Source organism: Moorena sp. SIO3E8 (genome assembly GCF_010692445.1).
Lineage (GTDB): Bacteria > Cyanobacteriota > Cyanobacteriia > Cyanobacteriales > Coleofasciculaceae > Moorena > Moorena bouillonii.
This window is the reverse complement of the sequence record NZ_JAAHHM010000061.1, coordinates 1-23694: the sequence shown is the minus strand read 5'-3', so window position 1 is coordinate 23694 and position 23694 is coordinate 1. Positions and strand designations below refer to the sequence as shown.

The following is a 23694-nucleotide window of genomic DNA, read 5'->3' as shown; positions in this document are numbered from 1 at the left end:
ATAATCCGCTCTATTTTCTCCTGTGCCCTGTGCCCTGTGCCCTGTGCCCTGTTCCCTGTTATAGTATTTGTCTAGATTACCTCTTATGATTAGGTTAAACTCAATAGAGTTTTTTCTAGGAATTGTCAGAGGATATCTGAAAAGTTTTTTGATACTGAATTTTGCCCCCCTAGCCCCCCAACTTTGGGGGAAGAGTCAATTTGCTTCTAAAAGTCCCCCCCGGTGCGCTTTCCGTAGGCGAATTAAATTCGCCACGGGTCGCACCGCAAAATTGGGGGATTTAGGGGGCTTGGATGTAGCAAATGGGACTTCTCAGACAACCTCTCAGATAATTCTTAATTCTTAATTCTTAATTCTTAATTCTTAATTCTTAATTCTTAATTCTTAATTCTTAATGATGGAAGAATGGTTAAATTACAAGGAGTTTCGGTTTGAAGCTGCTCATCGCCTTCCCCATCATGACGGCAAATGTAGTCGGTTACATGGCCATAGCTGGGTGGGGCGAGTATATGTCAAAGGTAATCAACTAATTGAGGAGGGTTCCAAACAGGGGATGATAATGGACTATGGAGATATCAAGACCTATCTCAAGCCTCTGTTAGATAACTTTTTGGATCATTATTACCTCAATGAGACCACCGGCTTGGAGAATCCTACTAGTGAAGCGATCGCCAAGTGGGTTTTTGAGCGACTTGAAGAAGCCGGTTTACCGGGATTGTATGCCGTTGAAATACAAGAAACCTGTACCTCTGGTACGCGATACATGAAACCTAAGCCCTGAATGGAAAGCCCTTGAAGTTAACACTCAACACTCAACAGTCAACTTCAAGGACTTAGCTACCCGAATAGGAGTTGCCAACCGACAAATGCGATCGCTAAATCAGCCAGAATATGACTAACATAACCAGACCAGATTGAACGGTAGGTTAGATAGCACCACGACCATACTGCTCCAGCCATGAACACCCCTAATGAGCCAAGGATGACCACCAGCCAATCCTGGGTATAAAAGGTTAAAGCAAGAATATGATGGAGGGTAAACAGCAATGCACAAAGGAATACTGACCCAAGTCCTGGGATGAGAATCTGGCACTTGCTCCAGACAAACCAACGCCAGATATACTCTTCCAGGAACGCATTAATCAAAGTCCAATACATCGCCCCGAGTAGGTAAATGTATGCACTAGTTATGCCGACTTCTTGGGCTTTAGTGCGAAGATCCGTCTGATCAATCCAGTGCTGACCGAAAAGCCAATAAGCCCCAAGGATGATCCCAAACATCAACAGTCCCAAAATAGTTCCAGTCAACAACTCCTGTCCCTTCGGCCAGGATATACGTAACTTGCCACGATCCACCCAGAAAAACCAAGCAAGAGGCAGTGCTAGTAACCAGACTTTGCAAAATAAGGATACTGCCTGCCCTAATGATCCTGGAGCAATATATAGTGCCATTGCTATACCGATACTCCCAGCAGGAACTAGCAGTAGCAGAGCCAATAGGGGATGTTTACCAGAGTGAGTATTGAGCATTGGAAATTCTCCGGTGATAACTTTATTGGTTATGCTAGAAGCTTTGCTGGAAACTATCGGTAAGTTCTGTGCCAGTTGTACAAGTTTCCTAAGGGGATCCCTAGGATAACGTCATTCCTTTGAACCTTTGTGCCATACTGCCCTCTTCCTTAGCCATTGCTTCGCTTATGTATATTTCATGCTGAGGCAGTGGGATCACAATTCCCTCTTGTTCAAATCTTTCTTTTATAATTCGGCTGAGGTCACAATAGGCTGTCCAATAATCCTCTCTCTTAGTATAGGCCATAAACCAAATGTTAACAGCATATTCAGCCAATTCACCGGTATCAATCCAAGGGCCTGGATCTTTCAATACTAAAGGATGAGAGTTAGCAATATCCTTAAGAACTTGGATCGCTTGAGTAATACTATTGTGGTAGCTGACCCTTACCGTGATAAAGATAGCGCGGACGGGGCTACTGGTTTCATTCTCGATAACGTTACCCCAGACTGAATTGTTGGGCACAATAATAATTTTATTTTGATAAGTCTTGATGGTGGTACAAATTAAGTTAACATCCTGAACATTACCTCTTACTCCAGCTACTTCAATGATATCCCCCACATCGAAAGGTTTATATAGCAAAATCATTAAGCCATTGGCCAAGTTACCGAGGGTACTTTGGAACGCAAACGCTACCACAAAACCAGCAGCTCCAATCATAGCGATCAGTGGACCAATACTGACCTCTAGGGCAGTAATCCCTAAAATAATACCCACCACAAATAATCCTTGGCGGGTTAGAGTAACCAAGAACTGACCCAGCATAACTGAGATATTTGGGAACATTCCCAAAGATTTCTCGAGTACTGTTCCTAAGATTACCGAGAGGATGCTAAAGCCAGCAATGATTCCTATACATTTGCCAATGTTATTGGCCCAGCGCTGACCTCCTTCTTTAGACTGGAGCCAGCCAACGATAGTAATCCAGGTTCCTTGAGTGTCGGTTACATCAACCTTAATCCCACTGATGGCATTGACGTATTTTTGGTACAACTTGACATCACCACCTTTAAGTTCCAGCTCTTCAAGTACCACCTCAAAGCGATCGCTTAAACCAGCCCGTTCATCCCGGAGTTTCGTGATGTTGACCAGTACTTGTTTTTTTACTTCGGTCTTGGCCTCGACCGCTTCTTCTATCTTTTCTTGAGCTTTGTCCAGTCCCTGTTCAGTCTTTTTCTGCTGTTGTTCATCCGTAACGACTTTGTTGCTAATTGTCCCAATCTGCTCTTGAACCTTCGCAACTTCCTCGTCTGAGGTTTTGGCTTTATTTTTATCCTCTTCCGTACTTTCAACTGCTTGATCAATCGCCCCTTGCAAGGTTTTATCCTGCTGGGTCTTTTTTTCTTCTTTTACCGCTTCTTCTACTGACTCCTGAGCTTTTTTGAGAGCTTCCTGTGCTTCAACAGCCGCGTCATTAGCTTCAACGGAAGCTGATGGCGATGGCTCAGTCTCTATTTTTTCTTTAGTGTCTTTGGCTTCCTCAAGAGCCTTTTTGGCATCTTCTAGGGCATCAACAGCTTCCTTAGATTGTTGAAGCTCTCGATTTTTGCGCTTGACAGCAATTTCCGCATCGCTGAGTTCTTTAACTTTAGTTTTAAGCAAGAACATCCACCCCTGAGCTTCACCATCCAGCTCATCCTTAGTGAATGGCTTGAGCAATAGCTCTAGCTCCTCAATCGGAATAGTTGGATCTGCAGTAGTAACCGCTTTCGGAATAGTTGAATCTTCAGTCGTAACCGCTTGCTCATTGGGTGAATTAGTGGTCTGTTGAGCTTGGACAGGTAACCACCATGCCCCAACGATTAAGAGACTGCCAAACAAAATGCTAATTTTCTTTTGTCGGTAACGAATCATTAGTTTTTCGTGTTGATAAGACGTTAATGAAGAGGTAACGTGTATAGTTTGGTTCACTGTTAAGTGTGAACCAGCGATGCAGCGCGGTCTTGGGGAGGCAGCGCCGCCAAAGGGGGTCTCCCCCATGAGCGACTGCCGTGGTTTCCCCCACTCGCGCTTTGCATCAAGACAATGAAGATGCAACCTGTATAGTTTGGTTCACTGTTGAGTGTGAACCGTTGAGTGTGAACAGTTGCTCCCCGATTACCCCCCGAAGATCGGCAGGGCTGTAACATTGCTCGATCTAGACTGAGGGGGGTAGAGCACCAGAGGAGCGGATCTGAATTTTCCGCAAATCTTGGGGATTTTAACAGAATTTATCCCTTTCTAATTCTGTGTATCTAACCAAGAAATGAAGAGCCGGGGGCAGTCAATAGTGGCTGCATCTCACTGTCTTGATCCCAAGCGCGAGTCGGGGAAACCACGGCAGTTGCTCATGGAGGTTCCCCCCATGACCGCGCTGGATCCCCAAGACCGTGCTACCTCGCTGCATCGCTTTTGGAAAAATACGACCATTGAAGGCTAAAACACTTCTCCAGTTCCTTGAGTTATAGATTTAGAACGTTAAGATGCACCTGTGAATAGTGAAAATTTTACACTCAACTATAAATAGTTAATAATGCATAGATAGCCTTTTATTGGCTCAAATCAAGGGATATGCTTATTTTTGACCAAAATTTTTCATCTAACTTACATCTTGGACAAAAATTTTGGCCAATCTTCCCTGAGCACCGACTAGGATTTTATCATATCTTTATTTACCTGGCTGCTAATTAGAGCATCCTTTAACCAATATTCCGCACTTCACCGTGTACTACGTAATTATCAGGATTTATGTGTAGCCTATAAATATAATTATATAATTAAATATTCATACGTAAAAAATCCCCAAGGTACACAGGATTAGCGTATTACTTTGCATACTACAAATTAATCTGCGGAATGTGGGGTTTAACCCTTGGGGAGAGAGCTATGGAGCGCAAGGAGTTGCTATCTGGGCATGACTTCTTCTAGGGGAAGGTCATTGTCTTTAAACCTTTTTGCCATACTGCCCTCTTCCAACGCCATAGCTTCGCTGATGTATAGTTCCTGGCTCGGCAGTGGGATCACAATTCCCTCTTCTTCAAATCTTTCTTTTATAATTCGGCTGATGTCACAATAGGCTGTCCAGTAATCCTCTGTCTTAGTATAGGCCAAAAACCAAATCTTAACAGCATCTTCAGCCAATTCACCGGTGTCGATCCAAGGTCCAGGGTCTTCCAATACTAAAGGATGGGAGTTGGCAATATCCTTAAGAACTTGGATCGCTTGAGGAATACTATTGCGGTAGCTGATCCTGATCGAGAGAAACATAGCGCGGACGGGGCTACTGGTTTCGTTCGTAATAACGTTACCCCAGACTGAGTTGTTCGGCAAGATAACGATTTTATTTTCCAAAGTATTGATGGTGGTGCAAACTAAGTTGACATCCTTAACGATACCGTTTACCCCAGCTACTTCAATCTTATCCCCCACGTCGAAAGGTTTATAGACCAAGATCATTAACCCATTGGCAAAGTTACCGAGGGTATTTTGAAACGCAAAGGCTACCACAAAACCAGCAGCTCCAATCATAGCCATCAGTGGACCAATACTGATCTCTAGGGCAGTAATCCCTAACATAATACCTACCACAAATAATCCTTGGCGGGTGATAGTAACCAAGAACTGACCGAGCATCACTGAAATATTTGGGAACATCCACAACGATTTCTCGAGGATTGTCCCTAAGATCACCGATAGGATGCTAAAACCAGCAACGATTCCTATACATTTGCCAATGTTATTCGCCCAGCGCAGACCTCCTTCTTTAGACTGGAGCCAGCCGACGATGGTAATCCAGGTTCCTTCAGTGTCGCTTACGTCTACCTTAATCCCACTGATGGCATCGATGTATTTTTTGTACGACTCGACATCACCGCCTTTAAGTTCCAGCTCTTCAAGTACCACCTCAAAGCGATCGCTCAAAGCAGTGCGTTCATCCCGCAATCTGGTCATGTTGACCAGTACTTGCTTTTTAACTTCGGCCTTCACATCGACCGCTTCTTCTATGTTTTCTTTGGCTTTTTCCAGTCCCTGTTCAGTCTTTTTCTGCTCTTGTTCATCCGTAACGACTTTGTTGCTAATTGTCCCGATCTGCTCTTGAACCTTAGCAACTTCCTCTTCTGAGCTTGAGGTTTTGGCTTTATCTTTCTGCTGTTGAGTACCTTCAACTGCTTGAACAATCGCCCCTTGCGAGGTTTTATCCTGCTCGGTCTTTTCTCCTTGTTTGACTGCTTCTTTTACTGACTCCTGAGCTTTTTCGAGAGCTTCCTGTGCTTCTTCCGCCCCCTCTTTAGCTTTTACGCCACCTGATGGGGATGGCTCAGTCCCTTCCTCAAGAGCCTTTTTTGCATCTTCTAGGGCATCAACAGCTTCCTTAGTTTTTTGAAGCTCTCGATTTTTGCGCTTGACAGCAATTTCCGCATCGCTGAGTTCTTTAACTTTAGTTTTCAGCAAGGACATCCACCCCTGAGCTTCACCATCCAGCTCATCCTTAGTGAATGGCTTGAGCAATAGCTCTAGCTCCTCAATCGGAATAGTTGGATCTGCAGTAGTAACCGCTTTCGGAATAGTTGAATCTTCAGTCGTAACCGCTTGCTCATTGGGTGAATTAGTGGTCTGTTGAGCTTGGACAGGTAACCACCATGCCCCAACGATTAAGAGACTGCCAAACAAAATGCTAAATTTCTTTTGTCGGTAACGAATCATTGGTTTTTCGTGTTGATAAGACGTTAATTAGGTGCCCTTGACCTATTAAGAATTAAATTCGCCAAGGTCAAGCGCACCTGAAGATGTAACCTGTACAGTTTGGTTGACTTTTCAGTGTTAATCAAAGAAGATATAAGGTGTATAGTTTGGTTCACTGTTCAGTTGCTCCCGACCTTACCACCGGAAGATCGGCACAGCTGTAACATTGCTCGATTTAGACTGAGGGGGGCAGATCTCAAGAGGATAGGAGCTGAATTTTCCCCAACTCTTCGGGATTTTGACAGAATTTATCCCTTAATAATCCTCTATATCTAACCCTAAAAAGAAGACCCCGGGGCAATCAATAGTTAACGGTTAACAGTTAACTGTAAACAGTCAAAAAGGTATAGATAGCCTTTTATTGGATCAAATCAAGGGATGTGCTTATTTTTGACCAACATTTTTGGCAAACAAACACCTTGGACAAAAATTTTGCCCAATCTTCCCTGATCAACGACTAGGATTTTATCACATTTTTATTTCCCCGAGTGTTAATTTTTGTTTCCATCATCCATGGCTTATGGTTTAACATCACTTTGAAAACGTGCAGAATTAGCCGCTTCTGCTGCAGCCCTGACGGGGTGACAAACAGCCTTCAAAGCCTTACAGGGTGTGGGGTTTGGGGTGAAGGGTGTAGGGAACCCACCCCTAACCCCTCCCAGGAGGGGAAAGATCAGGAGCTGGCTAGGTTGCAACGGGACGGTTGAATCAGGTTTGGGAGCGATTGTTATCCCTGGGCTCACTCCAAATTCCCTTCTATTTTCCCCACCCCCTACCCCCCACACCCCATACCCTGTCTAGTTTTTAGCCTTGTTGTCACCCCCTGAGGCTGCAGCCACATCCCCTTTTCCAAAAAAAGCAGGAAAAGGTTTCGGGAGCTCTAGTGCACGTTGAGTTGCAGGTCGAGCATCAATACGCTCAAACCAGCCTTGAAGGTTGTTCAGCCCATCCACCGATACTTTCGCCCAGTAATAAGCTCGTGCCCAAGGATAAGTGGCCATATCTACAATAGTGAACTCATTACCAAGGATATAACTTTTCCCCTCAAGCTGCTGATCCAAGACTTCCAACAGCCTGCGTGATTCTGACCCATAGCGCGTGATGGCAAATTCATCACGATGCCCTTGAGGTTCTGCAATCCGCTGAAAGTACATCGATTGACCCATCATCGGTCCAATGCCACTCATCTGAAACATCAGCCACTGAAGTGCTTGGGATCGAGCTTTTTCCCCCTCGGGAAGGAACTTTTGATATTTCTCAGCTAGATACCAAAGAATTGCACCCGACTCAAAAACCACAAAATCGTCATTACCACGATCAATGATAGTCGGGATACGCCCGTTAGGGTTAAGAGATCTGTACCAGTCTGACTTTTGTTCTTTTTTGGAAAAATCAATATATAGCAGAAGTCAGAAGTCAGAAGTCAGAAGTCAGAAGTCAGAAGTCAAACTCTTGCGCTTACTTAGGTTTGAGACTTTTGTCATGTCCGCGCCTGCCCTGGCGACTGCTATAGGTCATCTCATAGTCCACCTCTGCTTCATGAAGAAAGATCAGCGGCTTCCATCCGTTCATAGTCGATGCGGTGTAGAGATGAATCTCAGCTTGTTTCGTCATGATTTTTCTTTGGATGAGATACTTACTAACAGTTAGTTTTAATGAGCTTTGGAGCACGGAGCAGACAGAGGCTTCGCTACTTCAACACCTAAATCATGGTCGGGGTCAAGAAACACCATCTTTAGGTGACTGATGTACCGGTCTCGGTCAGCGTCAAATTGTGGATTTTTGATGACGTTGTAGCACGCGAAATGGGGCAATTCCTCGAAGCCACAAAACTCATGGCTCTTACGCATGGGCAGCAGCACTTCTTGTAGTGAGAGTCCTTCAAAAAAACTATTCGGATTGTTAAAGACGTCGGCGGGCGCATTCCATGTAGTAGACAGCATGAATTTCTTGCCATTCATCAGGCCACCCGATCCGTATGAGCCATTACTGTGCCCGAAAAACTCACCATAGGCGTAGACATCGTCTATGTAACGCTTTAGGGTTGACGGCATCATGAACCAGTACACTGGGTACTGAAAAATGACCCCATCAGCTTGCTTGAATTTCGCAATCTCCTCTGGAATGTTGTAGCCGTCTTCCACAACAGTGGTGAGTAGCTTGTATTGATCTTTCAATATCTCCACCGCTATCTCAAAAAGACCTTGATTGTAGCGGCCTTTGGCGAACTCCTTAGTCTCTTTGCCCAAAATCAAAAGCAGGGTTTTCATGACTATTACTTTTGCTAATCAGGTAATGTGTACAGTTATTGCTTCATGTATGGCTTCATGGTAAAAATTTAAGTTACTATAGTCAACTAGTATACATTTAGTAACCAAGTATAAAATATGAGTTCCTTCATGGACATGGAAACAGATAGCGATGCTCCTAGGGAGCCGCTACGCGAACGCACAATCGAAATTGATAGCGATATCGACATCGACACAGATAGCGACATCGAGATCAAAACCGATAGCGAACGCATCAAGAAAGCCATTGATCCCTGTCTCAGCCCCTGTCCAATCGAGCGTGGAATGCGGATTTTGGGTGGCAAATGGAAAGGATCGATTCTTTGGCATCTCAAGGATGGCCCGATGCGCTTCAACGATCTAGCGCGCCAGATCGGCGGAGCTAGCAAAAAAATGGTGACCCAGCGGCTTAGAGAAATGGAGGATACGGGCCTAGTCAACCGTAACGTAATCAGTACCAAGCCCATTGCTGTGGCCTATGAGATCACAGATTTTGGTCGAACAGCCCTGAGATTTCTAGAGGAGCTAAAGAAATGGGCAGAGGAATATAATATATAATTTTTTAACAGTTCTCAGTTCGGTGAGGTATCCCGCCCTTGGGGTTAATGGGAGTCGGAAGTCGGGAATCGGGAGTCGGGAGTCGGGAGTCGGGAGTCGGGAGTAGCGATGCAGCGATGCATCGCTGTATCGCTTTTTCTATCAATCCTATGTTTACATCTCAAATAAAAAGGAGAGACATTTGAAACGAAGTATTAGAGAATTTGAAGCCAGTGATATAGACTTAATGATCCACTATTTCCTAAATGCTGACCATGAATTTCTCAGGGGAATGGGGGTAGAGCCAAGTAAACTTCCAAATTCGGACAAGTGGCGTCAAATACTGCTTGAAGATTTTGAACGGCCAGTAGAACACAGCAGATTATACTACCTCATCTGGGAAATAGACGATACTCCTGTTGGGCATTCTAATCTCAACAAAATTATCTATGCTCAAGAAGCATTCATGCATTTGCACCTTTGGCAACCAGAGAAACGAAGAAGCGGGAATGGCACATATTTTATTAACGAATCAATTTATTGCTATTTCACTAAATTCCATTTGCAAAACCTGTTTTGTGAGCCTTATGCTCTCAATCCAGCTCCCAATAAAACCTTACCTAAAGCTGGGTTTGAGCTTGTTAAAACCTATGAAACTACACCAGGCTTGATCAACTTTAATCAAACAGTAAATCGTTGGATACTAACTAAAGAAAAGTGGCTGCAGAAATCACAGCAATTAGCAAAGGGAACAGGGAGTAGGGAGTAGGGAACAGCGGCTCTGGAAGGACTAGAGAATATGGCATCAAAAATTAATTATCACAATTCCTACACGGATTGCTATATTACCCATTAGGATATTAGTAATCAAAAGGAATTGAGCTGACTCACAAATTTAGCTTAAACCTTAAACCTGTAACCTTCAACCAAACAACCTTGGCCAAAAGGCCACGCTACGCGAACAACCTTCAACCAAACAACCTTGGCCAAAAGGCCACGCTACGCGAACAACCAAACAACCTTGGCCAAAAGGCCACGCTACGCGAACAACCTTGGCCAAAAGGCCACGCTACGCGAACAACCTTCAACAACATATCAAACACCAAAATAAGCCGGTTCATTCCCCGGCTTCCACTTAATATTGCAACCAATACTAGGCTTTTGCTCAGAATTCACCGGTTGCGACCCTAGCACCGCATCAATAGCTGCTCGTAAATCCTTACCGGTAACTGGTATCCCATTACTAGGACGACTATCATCCAATTGACCTCTGTAAACTAGCTCTTGGTTAGCATCGAATAGAAAAAAATCTGGGGTACAAGCAGCTGTATAAGCCTGAGCAGTTTCCTGAGTTTGATCATGACAGAAGGGAAAAGTAAATCCCAGCTCCTGAGCCATTTCCTTAAGTTTATCGGGAGCATCATCCGGGTAATTATCCGCATCATTAGCGCTAATTGCCACCATACCAAGATTAGCATCGGCATAGTCTTTCCCTAGCTTGGCCAATTCTCCCTGTACATGTTTAACAAAAGGACAATGACGGCAGATAAACATTACCAGTAACCCCTGCTTACCGGCAAAGGTCTCTAAGGAAATCGTCTCGCCAGACACTGCATCCGGTAACTGAAACTCTGGTGCTTTGGTACCTAAGGGCAACATTGTCGAATTAACTAGTGCCATGGTTTCACTCCTAAACTATTGCGCTCAAAACTGATTTTCTTCTAACCTTGCCTACCATATCAGATCCCAACAACCTTGACCTTTCGGCCACGCTATGGGAACAACCAACCTTCAACCAACCAACCTTCAACCAACCAACCTTCAACCAACCAACCTTCCACCAACCAACCTTGGCCAAAAGGCCACGCGATCGCGTTCAACAAAAAAAATGTGGTATAATAGATCAACTTCCTAGAGGTCGTTGCTTGGAAAAGGTAATCAGAAAGCAACGGAAGATTCAGGTGCCAGCGGTTACTGGTAAATAATGGGAATGACTGTTTCAGGTGTTGCAGCAAAGGCAAGCAAAAGGGAAAGATGCCTATCAAACCCTTGTCTGGCCTTTCGGCCACGCTACGCGAACGCACTACCCTTGGAAACCAAAACCGTTGCCCAACGGTGGAAACCCTAAGGGTTTGCAGTAGTCAATAATGGTAGAAACCCCCCCATGAAGGCGCTCCATGGCTACCAAGATCAGCAGAGGGGATGGTCAGGGCGTAAATCCGATTCTGGCAGAAGCACAAACGTTGGAATAAATATGACGCTCCAACCCAAAGATTTCAATGGGAATAACAATGAATCATTAAGAATGCTAGCACGGGCGATCGCATTTTCTCAGGGACAATTTTCTCTGATTTTAGCCCGTTGTAATTATCAATCATTGCGGCAGCGATTAACACAACAACTGACAGAACGCTACCAGATTAAGTTTCACTCCAGGGCTTTGGCCTCATCGGCTACAAACCTCTATAGCAATGTTCAAGCGGAACTGACATCAATACTACCCGATGCCCTGATTGTTCACAATTTGGAATTAGTCAGGGATATTGATAGGTTATTAGTTTCTACCAATAATGCACGGGATGAATTTCGCAAAACCTTCCCCTTCCCCCTGGTGTTATGGGTAACCGATCAGGTCCAGCACAAGCTGAGGCGAGTAGCACCAGATTTCACCAGTTGGGCTGCTACTCCCATAGGCTTTGAGATGGCAACGGATGAGTTAATTGATTTTATCGAGCAAACCGTCAATCAGGTCTATGGCAAAGTATTACACTCTGGTGCTGGCAGATTTCTAGACAATGATGACCTGAATTTGGGTATTGGTTCGACTCGCCGCACCGAGTTAAAGTCAGCCCAGAATGAGCTAAACCATCGTAAAGTCACATTAGACCCACCGTTAGAAGCCAGCTTAGAATTTGTTTTGGGTCGTGCCGCTGATGGGTCATCACAAGAGTCTCTGGAACATTATCAGCGTAGTTTAGCCCTTTGGCAGCAGATTGAGCCAGAGGTCAGGGAAACCGAGGGAAAACCCCAAACATTCACCTCCTCATCAGAGCGGGTTGGATGCTTACTGTACTATTTAGGATTATGGTGGCGTACCTATGCTGAAAGACATCGGGCTGAACATCAAGTCGCTTGTGGTCATGGCGCAGAGTATTATCAGCAATGTATTAAGGTCTTTGAACAGGCTGAGCGACCAGACTTAGTTGCCAAGTTTATTAATGCTTGGGCAGAGGTACTGCAACGACTGGGACAGTGGGATGACTTGGAAGCAGTTGCTAACACAGCCTTGACTATCCATCAAACCTATGGTAATCCCTTTAGACTAGCGCGAGCCTATGGCTTTTTAGCAGAAGTCGCCTTATGGAAATCTGATTGGAATAAAGCGCAACAGTTAGCCCAACAGGCTCTGTTAATCTTAGAACAGGCATTGTCTGAATTGTGTACACCAACCTCATGCTCACTCGATACCGATTGTGATTGGGAGCGCTCATTTCACCAAGGTTGGTATTTATTGTCTCTAGCGCGATCGCATCGTGGAGCCGCGCGATCGCAACAGCAACAGCAGCAAGCTAAAATCCAAGACAGTCTGACAACTCTGGAAACGGCTAAAGCCAGAACCAAACCCCAGTACGATCCAGAGCTTTACATTCTGATTTTAGAAGAATTGCGCCAGTGCTACTGCCAACAAGGTAACTATTTGACAGCTTTTCGGGTTAAACAAGAACGACGCTCCATTGAGCAGCAGTACAATTTTCGAGCCTTTATTGGTGCTGGTCGATTGCAGCCTAAACAACAGGTAACTAACCCAGCATTACCAGATCTAGACTACCACAATTCTGTCACCCCAGCCATTGCGGCTTCTGGTAGACAAGGGGATGTCAATCGCTTAATGCAACGTATGGGTCGTAGTGACCATAAACTCACCGTAATTTATGGTCCATCAGGAGTAGGAAAAAGTTCCCTTGTCCAAGCTGGGTTAATTCCCACCTTGAAACAAAAAACCATTGGCTCCCGTGAGGTGTTAACGGTTTTCCAGCAAATTTATACCGATTGGATTCCCGAATTTGGGAAAGCATTAGCCAAGTCTCTGGCCGAAAAAAAACTGATTAAGTATCATGGTAATACTCTAGAAACAACAGCCGCAATTCTCAAGACATTCTGGCAAATAACAGAAGATAATATCCTAGTTGTTTTAGTATTTGACCAATTTGAAGAATTTTTCTTTGCTGCCAAAGACAGAAAACAACGAATGGTTTTCTATGAATTTATGAAGAGCTGTTTGAATATTCCCTATGTAAAAATTATTTTATCCCTTCGAGAAGATGACCTTCATTATTTGTTAGAGTGTAACCGTCTAATTAACTTAGATGTCATTAACAACAATATTTTAAATAAAACGATTCTTTACTATCTCGGTAACTTTTCACCAAAGCAAACTAAATCAGTTATTAAAAGCTTAACTGAAAACACAGCATTTTCTCTAGAGCCAAACCTAACCGATGCCCTAGTTAAGGATTTAGCAGGAGATACCAATGAGGTGCTCCCCATTGAATTGCAAGTGGTAGGAGCTCAGCTCCAAGCCGAAAAAATTACCACCTTAGCAGATTATCTAGCCAAAGGTCCGAAGGAAAAACTGGTTGAACGATACCTAGAAACAGCTATTAAAGACTGTGGTGAAGAGAACGAACGAATCACTAAACTTGTTTTGTATTTACTGACCGATGAAAACGGGATGCGACCGCTAAAAACTCAGGCTGAATTAGCGGAAGATTTGGACTTAGACGAGGAGCAACTGGATTTAGTAATGGAGGTGTTAGTGGGGTCTGGGTTAGTATTTGAAGTGCCAGAATATCCTGCTGATCGTTATCAGTTAGTTCATGATTATTTAGTATCATTTATTCGCCAAGGACAAGAGCCTCAAATCCTAGCCGAGTTAAAACTGACCAAAGAAGAACTAAAGCAAGCACTCCATCAAGAACAAGAGGAACGAAGACGAGCAGAAATTGCAGAAATTAAAGCCCTGAGTTCTCTATCTCAAGCTCTACTCTCTTCCGACGACCAGTTAGGAGCATTGGTGGCTAGTGTAAAAGCGGGTAAACGATTAATCACCACAGAGGTTACTCGTGATATCAAACAGCAACAAGTGAATCAGCTTCAGGAGATTATCAATAACTTGCAAGAGTGCAATCGTTTGGAAGGACATGATGCGGGAGTATTTGGTGTTTGTTTAAGTCCTGATGGTAAACTAATTACCTCTGCTAGTGAAGATGGCACCATCAGGATTTGGGGTATTAATGGAAAAGCCTTGGCAAGCTGTCGGGGTCACAAGGAGCAAGTGTTTAGCATTAACTTTAGTCCCAATGGTGAAATGTTTGCCTCTGCCAGTGCTGATGGCACCATCAAACTCTGGCAACGGGATGGCAAGTTACTGAAAACTCTCAGAGGTCATAAAAACCAAGTTTTCAACATTAGTTTTAGTCCCGATGGTCACACCATTGCTGCTGCTAGTAAGGATGGCACCATCCAGCTCTGGCATCCTAATGGTACTAGGATTAAAACCCTGACCAGGTTTGGTCCTGCTAACTTTGGGATTAGTTTTAGTCCTGATGGTAAATCCCTTGCGATCGCTAGTGAAGATGGCACTATCAAACTCTGGAATTTAGACAGTAGTTGGCCCAAAATTTTCAATCGTCATGCTAGGGGTGTCTTGAGTGTCTGCTTTAGTCCAGATGGTCGGATGCTGGCTTCCGGGAGTTGGGACGGTACCGCTAAACTCTGGAATATAGATGGCAAAGAACTCAACTCCATCGATAATTATGGCTTGCCAGTCTATCGGGTTAGATTCAGTCCCGATGGTCAACTATTAGCACTAGCCAGTAAAGATAATCGAATTCGACTTTATAACCTTGATGGGATTAAGCTCAAGACCTTACGAGGACACAAAGGGTCTGTGTGTGGGGTAAGTTTCAGTCCCGATGGACGGCTACTGGCTTCTGCTAGTGTAGATAAAACTATCAGACTTTGGAGTCTCAAGGGCATTGGACTGAATACTCAGCAAAGCCATACTGGTAAACTTATCGGCTTTTGTTTTAATTCTACCGGTCAGCAGTATGCTTCAGCTAGTGAAGATAAAACAGTCAAACTATGGAGTCTAGACGGCACATTACTTAGAACATTTTCAGGACATGAAGCTAGTGTCAGGAGTGTCAGTTTTAGTCCTAAAGCAAAACTATTGGCCACTGCTAGTGTGGATGGTATCATTAAAATTTGGCATCTTAATGGAGCGTTACTGCAAACCTTTCCAGCCCATGGTCTGAGTATCAGAAGTCTAAGTTTTAGTCCTGATGGTAAAATCCTGGCCTCTGCGGGTAATGACAGAATCATCAAGTTGTGGGGGATTGATGATAAGTATGGACAGGATAACGGAGTAATCATAAATACTCTCAACGGTCATCTTGCTAAAATCCTTACCATTAGATTCAGTCAGGATGGTCAGATGCTGGCTTCCGCTGGAGAAGATAAAACCATTAAACGTTGGCATCTTGATGGTAGCTTAATCGATACGATGCCAGCCCATAGTCTAAAAATAGTCTGTTTGAGATTCAGTGGGGATGGTGAAATTATGGCTTCCGCTAGTGCTGATAAAACAGTGAAACTGTGGAGTTTGAATGGTAAACTGATCACTACCTTACAAGGACATCAAGCAGGAGTTAGAGGTGTTGTTTTTAGTCCAGACAGTCAAATGATTGCTTCAGTTAGTGCTGATAGAACAGTAAAGCTTTGGACTCGTGATGGTAAGGAATTCAAAACCCTAAAAGGACATCTTGCTCCTGTGTGCAATGCCTGTTTCCTGGCTGACGGTCAAACCTTGGTATCTGTCAGTGAAGATGGTACTGCTAAAATCTGGAATATCGATGGTACAGAAATCAAAACTGTTGGTGGACCGATTAATGGGAATACAGTTGTAGATGTAAAACCTGGACAGGGGATAGTTACCAGGGGGAGTCATACAGCTATGTCTGATTTAAGCTCTGATTTAAGCTCTGATTTAAAGGATTTATTGGTGAAGGGGTGCTATTGGATCAGTGACTATTTGAACCATAATCCGACCTTGAGTGAAAGCGATCGCAAATTGTGTGATGGGATTCTACCAGAAATTTTGAATAGGGAGTAGGGAGTTAGATCCACCCGATCCACCTAATAGAGTTTAATGGGGCGTGGGAATTAATAACGAAACTTTTCCAAAATTACAACTAAACGTTTCTGAGAATCCTTGGGTTAATTGCGGTAAAGATTCTTCTCGATTAATTGGATAATTTAAAACTTGCAGTAACGGTTTAGCTAATTCTAATACTTGTCGATTTTGATCGTCAGAAAAAATCTCTAACCATTGTCCTTTATTCCCTTTTCTAACATGATTAGGATTTTCTTGCTTCATGGTAGTGAACTTAACTTTATTTTTAATTTCATCAAGTTCTACTTTATTAAGTTCTATCTCTAAATAATTTAATAGTTTTTGTAATTCTTTATCAAAGTCTTGAACGAAGTTTTCATAAAAAACAATATAAATTTTAAACTCATCTCGATAGTTTAAATAGTCACTAACATGATTAACCCAATCGGAGATAATATCGTTTAAGCGATTAGTTAAATACACTTGAGGATTTATTTCATTATCAGTTAGAAACGGATAATATCTTTTCATATAGGGACTAAAGACAAAATTCGACCAAGAAATTGCAACATCCCTAGGATCTCGAATAATATAAATCAGCTTATCAAATTTAGGAAAAACCTCTCGACATTTAGAATTCAATTGAGAATGAGTCCAAACAAAAGTACAGCTATCAATATAATTGTCTATGTCATCTACAGGATATCTGAAAATATTGCTAATTCTATAAAACAAGGCAGTTTCAGTAATATCTAAAAAATTAATATTAACTTGTCCTCGAACGCTCATATCCCAAGTTTGGGCAAGTTTATAGATTGGTTGGTTTTTAATAAAGCTTTTCTCTTCTAAGTTTGCTTTTTCAAAAATATTGCGAATAATTTGATATAACCAAAAATTTCCACTTTTAGGAAGTCCGCTTTGAAGAAGATGCATAATCAACAAAATCAAGTTGAGGTAAGACTTTATTGCCCTTGGTATGGCCAGGGAGTTTGTTAACTCTCCCTTGCTTCTCTGGAAGAATAATATAGCAGGGCTTTAAGCAATTATCAACTGATGTCATAATTTAATTCCATGAGAGCTCTCGTAGAATCTTGAAGACCTTGAGGCGGCGATTCACATCTTCAATACAAATGGGCTCTCAGGGAGAGCACGGGGTTATAGATTCGCTCCAGCTCGGATAGTTCTTCATCCTGGGGCTTCTTTTTTGGAATGAAACTGTAGCAATAAAACTGTAGAAATGAAAGTTCGCAATCCTGAGATTTCCAGTACTTTCCACCCTGGCTGTCTGAGACTGAAAATGGATCCGCGATGGCTTGAAGAGCTTGAAATCAGGATTGCGTCTCTGGCTGGTGTTGCTTAAATCAGAGTTTGGGCATGAATCAACTCATAACCAGCAACTTTCAACTTCTGATTATCTACCCGGGCGTTATTGGTTCGGAAGTTAGGTTGTGAAGAATCCCATAACACTTTGGGGAGATTGTAGCGATCGCATATTTGATCAGTCAGCTCCCGCGTCGTGAGTTTGAGGTCGTTAACTAGGTTGTAGATACCTTGGCAGCGGTTTCGTCGGGCAAATTCCACGGCCTGAACAATGTCGTCTCGGTGAATCCAATTGATAAAGTTATCGCCACTGCCAGGAAGCGTCGTGCCAGCCAGTCGCTCAAAGCGCTTGCTTAACTCACGACCAGGACCATAAATCCCCCCAAGGCGCAGGATACAGACGTTGCAATTTTCACTGCTTGCACCTAATAAAATATGTTCCGTCAAAGACAAAACCCGACCATGTTCGTTGGCTGGAACGATAGGAGAATTTTCATCTACCCATGCTCCCTGTTGGTTACCGTAGACGGCGCAACTACTTAGGTAAATTACCTGCTTCACATTGGGATTATCTGCTAAAGCTGCTACCAAATTGCTAGCGGTGGGGATGTAGGTGGCTTCGTAGAAGTTGGCATCAACTTGCCTATTACTGATCGGGGCAATACTCAGGACGATAGTGTCTTGATCAATAAGTGCCGACTGCATCCCTTGGGTATCATCCCCTTTCATCACCACCACCTGTGAAGCGACTTCCTTCAGCTTTGCTACCCGTTCTTGGGTAGTAGTGGTAGCTGTAACCTGGTGACCCTGCTGGTGATGCCAGAAATTTGCTAGAGCTGTGCCAACATAACCGCAACCAATAATGGTAATATTCATAAGGTATAATCTTTAGGGACATCCGTAACAATTTCAATAAAGCGAGTCTGAACCCCTCGCTAAATAGATCCGTTGGAGGAATATGCTTGACTTCAACAGTTGAGCTGTTGGTTCCGGATTAAGTAACGTCAGATCAACCTGTCTAGGACTTTCTAATAGAATTCCCAGAGGTTATGATCACGTAACAGTTTTGGCTGAATCCTGAACAGCTTTTGATTTCCCGATAGATATTGCTGTTTTATTATATCAATTTTAGCCTAAATGTAAATATTTGTAAATGTAATGTAAAATACATACGTTGCTGTGCTAAAATGTCGTAAACTAACAGCGATTAGCCAAGGGTTGCACAGCATCAGCCCAAAATCCTCAACGTTTCAAGTCGAGGAGAGTTCAAATCAGCGACTTACCCCAATTATTTGGGATTATGTGAGAGGAATAGTGGTACAGTATTTGTGGTATTGCTACAGAGTTGAGATCGCTTAAACAGCTTAATCTGGATTCAGCAGCTTGATATCGAACTCTGTAACCTCAGCATATGCGCTACGCGCACGCTGCGCGAACAGCCGTGAGCTTTTGGCTCAGGCTACTTGATGTGCCGTCAGCCGTTGGCCGTAGACCAAGCTAAGGGAACAGCGGTGAGCTAAAGCTCACGCTGCGCGAACAGCTTTTTTTATTCAAAAGCACCGATTGCGCTACGCCCACGCTGCTCTGTTGGCAACTTTTGTCCTGTACTGAGATTTACGCCTAGTCTTATAAAAGTAAAAGAAAAAGATCACCATGAAACCATATTTCTCTGCACTTTTAATCCTATCCACAGTAACCACAATGACTGGTTGCACGAACGTTGGTGGTACGCCAAGGGCACAGGCTGCGCCATGCGAAAATCCTGTCACAAAAAACGATGTTCTAGCTGCACAGGAAAGCTGGGGCAAAGCCATTGTCGCCATTGGCAAGGCACAAAACCCACAAGCAGAAGCACAAAGTACTCTTGACAGGCTTTATGCTTATGATCTTGGTACGGTTTTGTTCAAACCAACACTAGCCAGCGATGATCCGTTCAGAGGCACGGAGAAAGAGGCTTTGTCTTATTTTGTCGGCGGCAGCATCAGCGAAGATAAAGGTTTTGCTCTTGCGCCCTATAACAAAGTGCGCTTTGAGAATGAAGGAATTATTACCAACTGCGATACAGCCATGTCGATGGGTGAGTATTTTTTCACCAAAACAGACGGTAGCGAGATCAAGGTAGAATACTCTTTTGGTTATGTTCGCGATGAAAACGGTGATCTGAAAATCAATCTGCACCATTCATCTCTGCCGTATCAAGCAAAATAAGGGCGATTGACCGTAGGTCACGCTACGCGATCGCACGTCTGACAAAAGTTGAGCTAGGTCTGGCGCTAGACTTTCCACCCATTGCTGTTGCTGGCTCGACTCTTTTGGCGGTTGAATCTCTTCTGGTGGTTGGGTCATTTCGGGTGCTGCTTCTATCTGTGATGCTTCAGATAATGCGCTCGGCTCTACAGGGGGCTGATTTGCTTCTGGCTTGGGCGTTTCGGGTACTGCTTCCTTAGATTCTGCTTGAGCTGTAGGTGGTGTTTTTGATGCGTAAAATTCAGCTAGTGCCCTAGCTTGGCCTTGAGGTATGGCATCATTAAATATTTTGCTAAGAGACCTCCTGTGATGAACAACGGTGAGCCAAAAGCAATCATCAAAGTCACTCTCAAGCAATGCTTTGGCACCATAAGGAAGACAAGGATAACGATCAAATAGAGCGGTTCTGTGGTTGGATGAGGTACACAAGAAATGGCTTTCCCCTAGTAGGGCTGATCAAGATGTACCTCACAGTCGCGGAAACCGCTATAATTCTTTAGCCACCGCCACCGCAGCCACCACAGCCGCCACCACAGCCACCGCCACCGCCACCGCCACCGCAGCCACCGCCACCGAAGCCACCGCTATTACCAGAATGGCTGGGAGGATTAAATACCTTTAGCAAGTCTTCTAGACCATATTGGTTTAAAACTGTAGTACCAAATAGAGCAAATGCCAGGGCTAGTTGAGACTTGTCTTTAGGGTTTCGCAGCATCCCATGGGTAGCTCTTAGGTTTCCTAATACACTATCGCCGTAACGACTACGGTTTACTGGTACAACCAGAAAGCGCCAACCAATAATTGCTGTCATGACGCACAGTATGATTAGGAAACCGACTGGCTTATCTCGCGAAATGCCTACTATAATCTTGGTGATTCCTAGGAGCAAGACAGCAAAGATAGGAAGTGCGGGATATTGCTGGGCTAATTTGCCTTGGTCTTCTGTAAGTAAGAGATTGAGATCGATTAAGCGATCGCGTATTTGGTTTGTAGCGGATCTAGCGGCTCTTCTGATCGGAGTGATGGTCTTACCAGTTCTAGCACCATTATCAATCTTAAACTCAAGGGGATCATTTTTGTAAACCAAAGGATTGACTAATTCTAGCCCTCGGTATTCAGGCACAGGTTTTAAATGTCCACTCTGCACAAGGTTAACGATGGCTGTATCGACAGCTCGCTGTTGACCACCAACTAAATAGCCTGTCTCATAGGCATCGAGAGAGACCGATTTGCCATAGGGTGCGGAAGCTGGTTGTCGTAAATACCAACGTAAACCGTAGGCCAAGACTACCGCAGCACTTACTAGCAATAGATAGAACCTGAGAAATAATGGTCCTGTGAAATTAAGTGGATTTGGGCTATTGACTAAGGCTAATGACTCACAACCTGTGATGGTTACTGCCAAGACGAACAATAGGAAAACAATCGCGTATTGGTTGAGGCTGAAGTTGGGGAGTGAGTCTAAACTAACCTTAGGTAAGTGCCCCCTAAATCCCCCAATTCTGGGGGACTTTGACATCATTATCCCCCAATTTTGGGGGGCAGGGGGGCAAAACCAACTAAACTCCGTAAGTCCTAAACTAACCTTAGGCAAGTGCCCCCTAAATCCCCCAATTCTGGGGGACTTTGACATCATTACCCCTCCCGGTGCGCTTTCCGTTGGCGAATTAAATTCGCCACGGGTCGCACCGAAAAATTGGGGGGCAGGGGGGCAAAACCAATTAACTTTAGGTAAAATCCAGTGCTGCTGAGGGTTTACCCGCACAAAATTGATATCCTGACTAACATGAATATCAGCAGGTGCCCAAATATCTAATGGTGGTGCTTCCCCAAAGAAATAGTGATAGCTGGCTAGGGTTTTACTGTACCAATCGTCGAATTTAGACTTTTCACTGGCACCACCACCACTAGGCAGATGATGAAAGGGGGTTTGTAGAATGTTTGGGCAAAATTCATCCCAGTAAGAATGGGTATAGGTTAAGTGTAGATGCCACACTTGATCTACTGGGTCAGAAGGGGAGACGGGATGGTCAGCTACTACTGCTAGAAACGCAAATTTTTTGTATTCTTCAATTACCCGCTGAGTGTAGTTAAGACTCCACTGATTTTCCCGAGCTAGTCGCTTGCTAAAGGGAAATTTGGCCTCAGGATCATCTAAAGAAAATGCCTGAAGGCGTTGATAAATTTGGGTTTGTTGAAGGTTCATCATTGTTTGTGTTTTCTTGTACAATGCTAGTTACCTGAATCTACCCATATATTTCTATTCAGCCCAAAAATAAGGTTTTATGAAAAGGTGTTTTGATTTTGCGTTCCCGTAGCGTGGTCTACGCCCAGGTGGGGGAATGCGTCGCGATTTTGTTCAAATAAATGTGAAGATAGTTTAAATATTTCTGGATAATTTAAAAAATATGGTATAATCTATATACTATAAAGTATGCTAGTTGCCTGAATCCCATACCCCCATAACTTAAAGCGCTGCTTGACTCACAATTCTTAGGATTAAAATTCCTAGTAAATCCTGAGGGAGTAACAGCGCTAATCATCAACATGCAAATTTTCGTAAGTCAATCAGAGTCAAGGAGACTCCTGTAGCTTATTGGATCTGGCAATCTACCAAAATACGGCAATCAATAGAAATGAATAGAGTAGTTACTTTAACACTAGATGGTGACCTAGATAGTGGAATTCGAGTCACTTTGACATGGGGAACAACAGACAAGTCAGCTGAAGGAAAAATTATGAGTCGGTTGGCCCCAAACCCCGAAATTTATCAACTATACACCGATTGGCAGCAAGGATATCGTAATTTAGAGTATTTTTACCGAAACCCCCGCTTAACTCCCAAAGGACTGTACATCTCTTCGGTTAAATCCTGTGAGCAATTGGTTGACGAGTTAAGGAACAATATTAACCAATGGCTGAATTCTAGATCCGATGGCTTTGACCAGGTCAGAGATCAATTAACAACTGAGTTAAGCCGTCATCGTGATACTCGGGTATTGATTCAGACCGATAATCCTCAGCTTCAACGATTACCATGGCACCTCTGGGATGTATGGGAAAATAATCATGACTCCGTTGAATTTAGTTTAATTCCCTTGGAATACCAGCCACATCCAGAAACTAAACTGAGAAATCGAGTCAGACTATTAGCCATTCTTGGTAACAGTGACGGAATTGATATCGAAACAGACCGCAACTATTGGCAGCAAGTCTCTAGCTTAGACTCATCCTCTTGCTTTCTAGTAGAACCGACACGAGAGGAGTTAGACCAAAAACTTTGGGAAAAAGAAGGCTGGGATATTCTGTTTTTTGCTGGTCATAGTTATAGCGAATGTAATGATGAAACCGGTCGAATTTATATAAATCAGGAAGACAGTATTATCATTGATGAGTTAATGCCAGCTCTCAAGCAAGCCATTAAAAACGGTTTGAAGCTAGCTATATTTAATAGCTGTGATGGCTTAGGTTTAGCCAATGCTCTAGCTAAATTACAAATGCCACAAGCGATTATTATGAAAGAGCCAGTGCCCGATGAAGTTGCCCAGACTTTTCTCAGGTTCTTTCTGGAAGAATTTTCTCAAGGAAAGTCTCTCCAGAAGGCAGTTAAACTAGCACGCAAAAGACTGCATTATCTAGAGAATCGATTAGATAAAAAATTACCCTACGCCACCTGGTTACCAGTAATTTATCACCATCCTAAAGCCTGAAGGGGTGACGAAATAGCCTGAAAAGCTTTAAATGTAAAGCTTTCACCATTTTGTGCTAAAAAAAAGATAGGTCTCTTTTGTTCAACAAGACCTACCTATTGACAATGTTACCTGTATTCTACC

Annotated in this window: 21 protein-coding genes; 10 read left to right on the top strand and 11 right to left on the bottom strand. The window is 43.5% G+C overall.

All coding sequences use genetic code 11. The features are described from left to right. The first annotated feature begins 397 nt into the window (after positions 1-397). Positions 398-781, top strand: a complete 384-nt coding sequence (gene queD / locus F6K46_RS22915; RefSeq protein WP_293063637.1) for a 6-carboxytetrahydropterin synthase QueD — start codon at positions 398-400, stop codon at positions 779-781. Between the two features lie 56 nt (positions 782-837). On the opposite strand, the gene F6K46_RS22910 is transcribed toward queD, so the two are convergent. Both F6K46_RS22910 and F6K46_RS22905 read right to left on the bottom strand, forming a co-directional pair. Further along, a complete protein-coding gene (locus tag F6K46_RS22910) occupies positions 838-1530 on the bottom strand; it encodes a CPBP family intramembrane glutamic endopeptidase (protein ID WP_293063595.1) in 693 nt (230 codons plus the stop codon). Positions 1531-1630: 100 nt separating this feature from the next. After that, positions 1631-3553 (bottom strand): mechanosensitive ion channel domain-containing protein, encoded by a 1923-nt coding sequence (locus tag F6K46_RS22905; protein ID WP_293117377.1) that lies wholly within the window; start codon positions 3551-3553, stop codon positions 1631-1633. Positions 3554-3818: 265 nt separating this feature from the next. Between F6K46_RS22905 and F6K46_RS22900 the strand changes: the two genes are divergently transcribed. Next, complete coding sequence (locus F6K46_RS22900) at positions 3819-3992, top strand: hypothetical protein (RefSeq protein ID WP_293117374.1); 174 nt, start codon at positions 3819-3821, stop codon at positions 3990-3992. Positions 3993-4456: 464 nt separating this feature from the next. On the opposite strand, the gene F6K46_RS22895 is transcribed toward F6K46_RS22900, so the two are convergent. The 4 genes from F6K46_RS22895 to F6K46_RS22880 all read right to left on the bottom strand — a co-directional run bounded on the left by F6K46_RS22895 (position 4457) and on the right by F6K46_RS22880 (position 8565). Then, entirely contained in the window at positions 4457-6256 is a 1800-nt protein-coding gene (locus F6K46_RS22895) for a mechanosensitive ion channel domain-containing protein (RefSeq protein WP_293063601.1), read from the bottom strand. An 836-nt stretch (positions 6257-7092) separates the two neighbouring features. Continuing rightward, on the bottom strand, positions 7093-7692 hold the full coding sequence (locus F6K46_RS22890) for a glutathione S-transferase family protein (RefSeq protein ID WP_293063639.1): 600 nt from the start codon (positions 7690-7692) through the stop codon (positions 7093-7095). A 61-nt stretch (positions 7693-7753) separates the two neighbouring features. Beyond that, entirely contained in the window at positions 7754-7909 is a 156-nt protein-coding gene (locus tag F6K46_RS22885) for a hypothetical protein (protein ID WP_293117371.1), read from the bottom strand. A 38-nt stretch (positions 7910-7947) separates the two neighbouring features. Next, complete coding sequence (locus tag F6K46_RS22880) at positions 7948-8565, bottom strand: NAD(P)H-dependent oxidoreductase (protein WP_293063603.1); 618 nt, start codon at positions 8563-8565, stop codon at positions 7948-7950. Between the two features lie 117 nt (positions 8566-8682). Between F6K46_RS22880 and F6K46_RS22875 the strand changes: the two genes are divergently transcribed. The 3 genes from F6K46_RS22875 (at position 8683) to F6K46_RS22865 (ending at position 10231) form a co-directional block, all read left to right on the top strand. Further along, positions 8683-9141, top strand: coding sequence for a helix-turn-helix domain-containing protein (locus tag F6K46_RS22875; protein ID WP_293117368.1), 459 nt, complete (start codon positions 8683-8685; stop codon positions 9139-9141). Between the two features lie 181 nt (positions 9142-9322). Beyond that, the gene (locus tag F6K46_RS22870; protein WP_293063607.1) at positions 9323-9889 is read left to right on the top strand and encodes a GNAT family protein; all 567 of its coding nucleotides are present in this window, start codon (positions 9323-9325) and stop codon (positions 9887-9889) included. Positions 9890-10102: 213 nt separating this feature from the next. After that, complete coding sequence (locus F6K46_RS22865) at positions 10103-10231, top strand: hypothetical protein (RefSeq protein WP_293063609.1); 129 nt, start codon at positions 10103-10105, stop codon at positions 10229-10231. Here the strand turns inward: F6K46_RS22865 and F6K46_RS22860 are convergent. After that, positions 10216-10800: a thioredoxin family protein gene (locus tag F6K46_RS22860; RefSeq protein WP_293063611.1), complete on the bottom strand. Its 585-nt coding sequence runs from the start codon at positions 10798-10800 to the stop codon at positions 10216-10218. The two genes, F6K46_RS22865 and F6K46_RS22860, sit on opposite strands and share 16 nt — an antisense overlap. A 47-nt stretch (positions 10801-10847) precedes the next feature. Here F6K46_RS22860 and F6K46_RS22855 point away from each other — a divergent pair, with 47 nt between their 5' ends. The 3 genes from F6K46_RS22855 to F6K46_RS22845 are packed head-to-tail and all read left to right on the top strand — an operon-like array spanning position 10848 to position 16294. Next, complete coding sequence (locus F6K46_RS22855; protein ID WP_293063613.1) at positions 10848-11105, top strand: hypothetical protein; 258 nt, start codon at positions 10848-10850, stop codon at positions 11103-11105. 5 nt (positions 11106-11110) lie between these two features. After that, complete coding sequence (locus F6K46_RS22850; RefSeq protein WP_293063615.1) at positions 11111-11248, top strand: hypothetical protein; 138 nt, start codon at positions 11111-11113, stop codon at positions 11246-11248. A gap of 36 nt (positions 11249-11284) precedes the next feature. After that, positions 11285-16294 carry a tetratricopeptide repeat protein gene (locus F6K46_RS22845; protein WP_293063617.1) on the top strand — a complete coding sequence of 1670 codons (5010 nt, stop codon included), beginning with the start codon at positions 11285-11287 and terminating at the stop codon, positions 16292-16294. A gap of 33 nt (positions 16295-16327) precedes the next feature. On the opposite strand, the gene F6K46_RS22840 is transcribed toward F6K46_RS22845, so the two are convergent. Together F6K46_RS22840 and F6K46_RS22835 are read right to left on the bottom strand one after the other, a co-directional pair. Next, positions 16328-17227, bottom strand: coding sequence for a sulfotransferase domain-containing protein (locus tag F6K46_RS22840; RefSeq protein ID WP_293063619.1), 900 nt, complete (start codon positions 17225-17227; stop codon positions 16328-16330). A 423-nt stretch (positions 17228-17650) separates the two neighbouring features. Beyond that, a complete protein-coding gene (locus F6K46_RS22835) occupies positions 17651-18490 on the bottom strand; it encodes an SDR family oxidoreductase (protein ID WP_293063621.1) in 840 nt (279 codons plus the stop codon). Between the two features lie 777 nt (positions 18491-19267). Here F6K46_RS22835 and F6K46_RS22830 point away from each other — a divergent pair. Then, the gene (locus F6K46_RS22830; protein ID WP_293063623.1) at positions 19268-19822 is read left to right on the top strand and encodes a hypothetical protein; all 555 of its coding nucleotides are present in this window, start codon (positions 19268-19270) and stop codon (positions 19820-19822) included. On the opposite strand, the gene F6K46_RS22825 is transcribed toward F6K46_RS22830, so the two are convergent. Together F6K46_RS22825 and F6K46_RS22820 are read right to left on the bottom strand one after the other, a co-directional pair. Next, on the bottom strand, positions 19796-20290 hold the full coding sequence (locus F6K46_RS22825; RefSeq protein WP_293063625.1) for a hypothetical protein: 495 nt from the start codon (positions 20288-20290) through the stop codon (positions 19796-19798). The genes F6K46_RS22830 and F6K46_RS22825 overlap by 27 nt on opposite strands. 67 nt (positions 20291-20357) lie before the next feature. Continuing rightward, positions 20358-22070 (bottom strand): TIGR04222 domain-containing membrane protein, encoded by a 1713-nt coding sequence (locus F6K46_RS22820; protein WP_293063633.1) that lies wholly within the window; start codon positions 22068-22070, stop codon positions 20358-20360. A 427-nt stretch (positions 22071-22497) separates the two neighbouring features. Here F6K46_RS22820 and F6K46_RS22815 point away from each other — a divergent pair, with 427 nt between their 5' ends. Beyond that, positions 22498-23571 carry a CHAT domain-containing protein gene (locus F6K46_RS22815; RefSeq protein ID WP_293063635.1) on the top strand — a complete coding sequence of 358 codons (1074 nt, stop codon included), beginning with the start codon at positions 22498-22500 and terminating at the stop codon, positions 23569-23571. Positions 23572-23694: the final 123 nt, after the last annotated feature.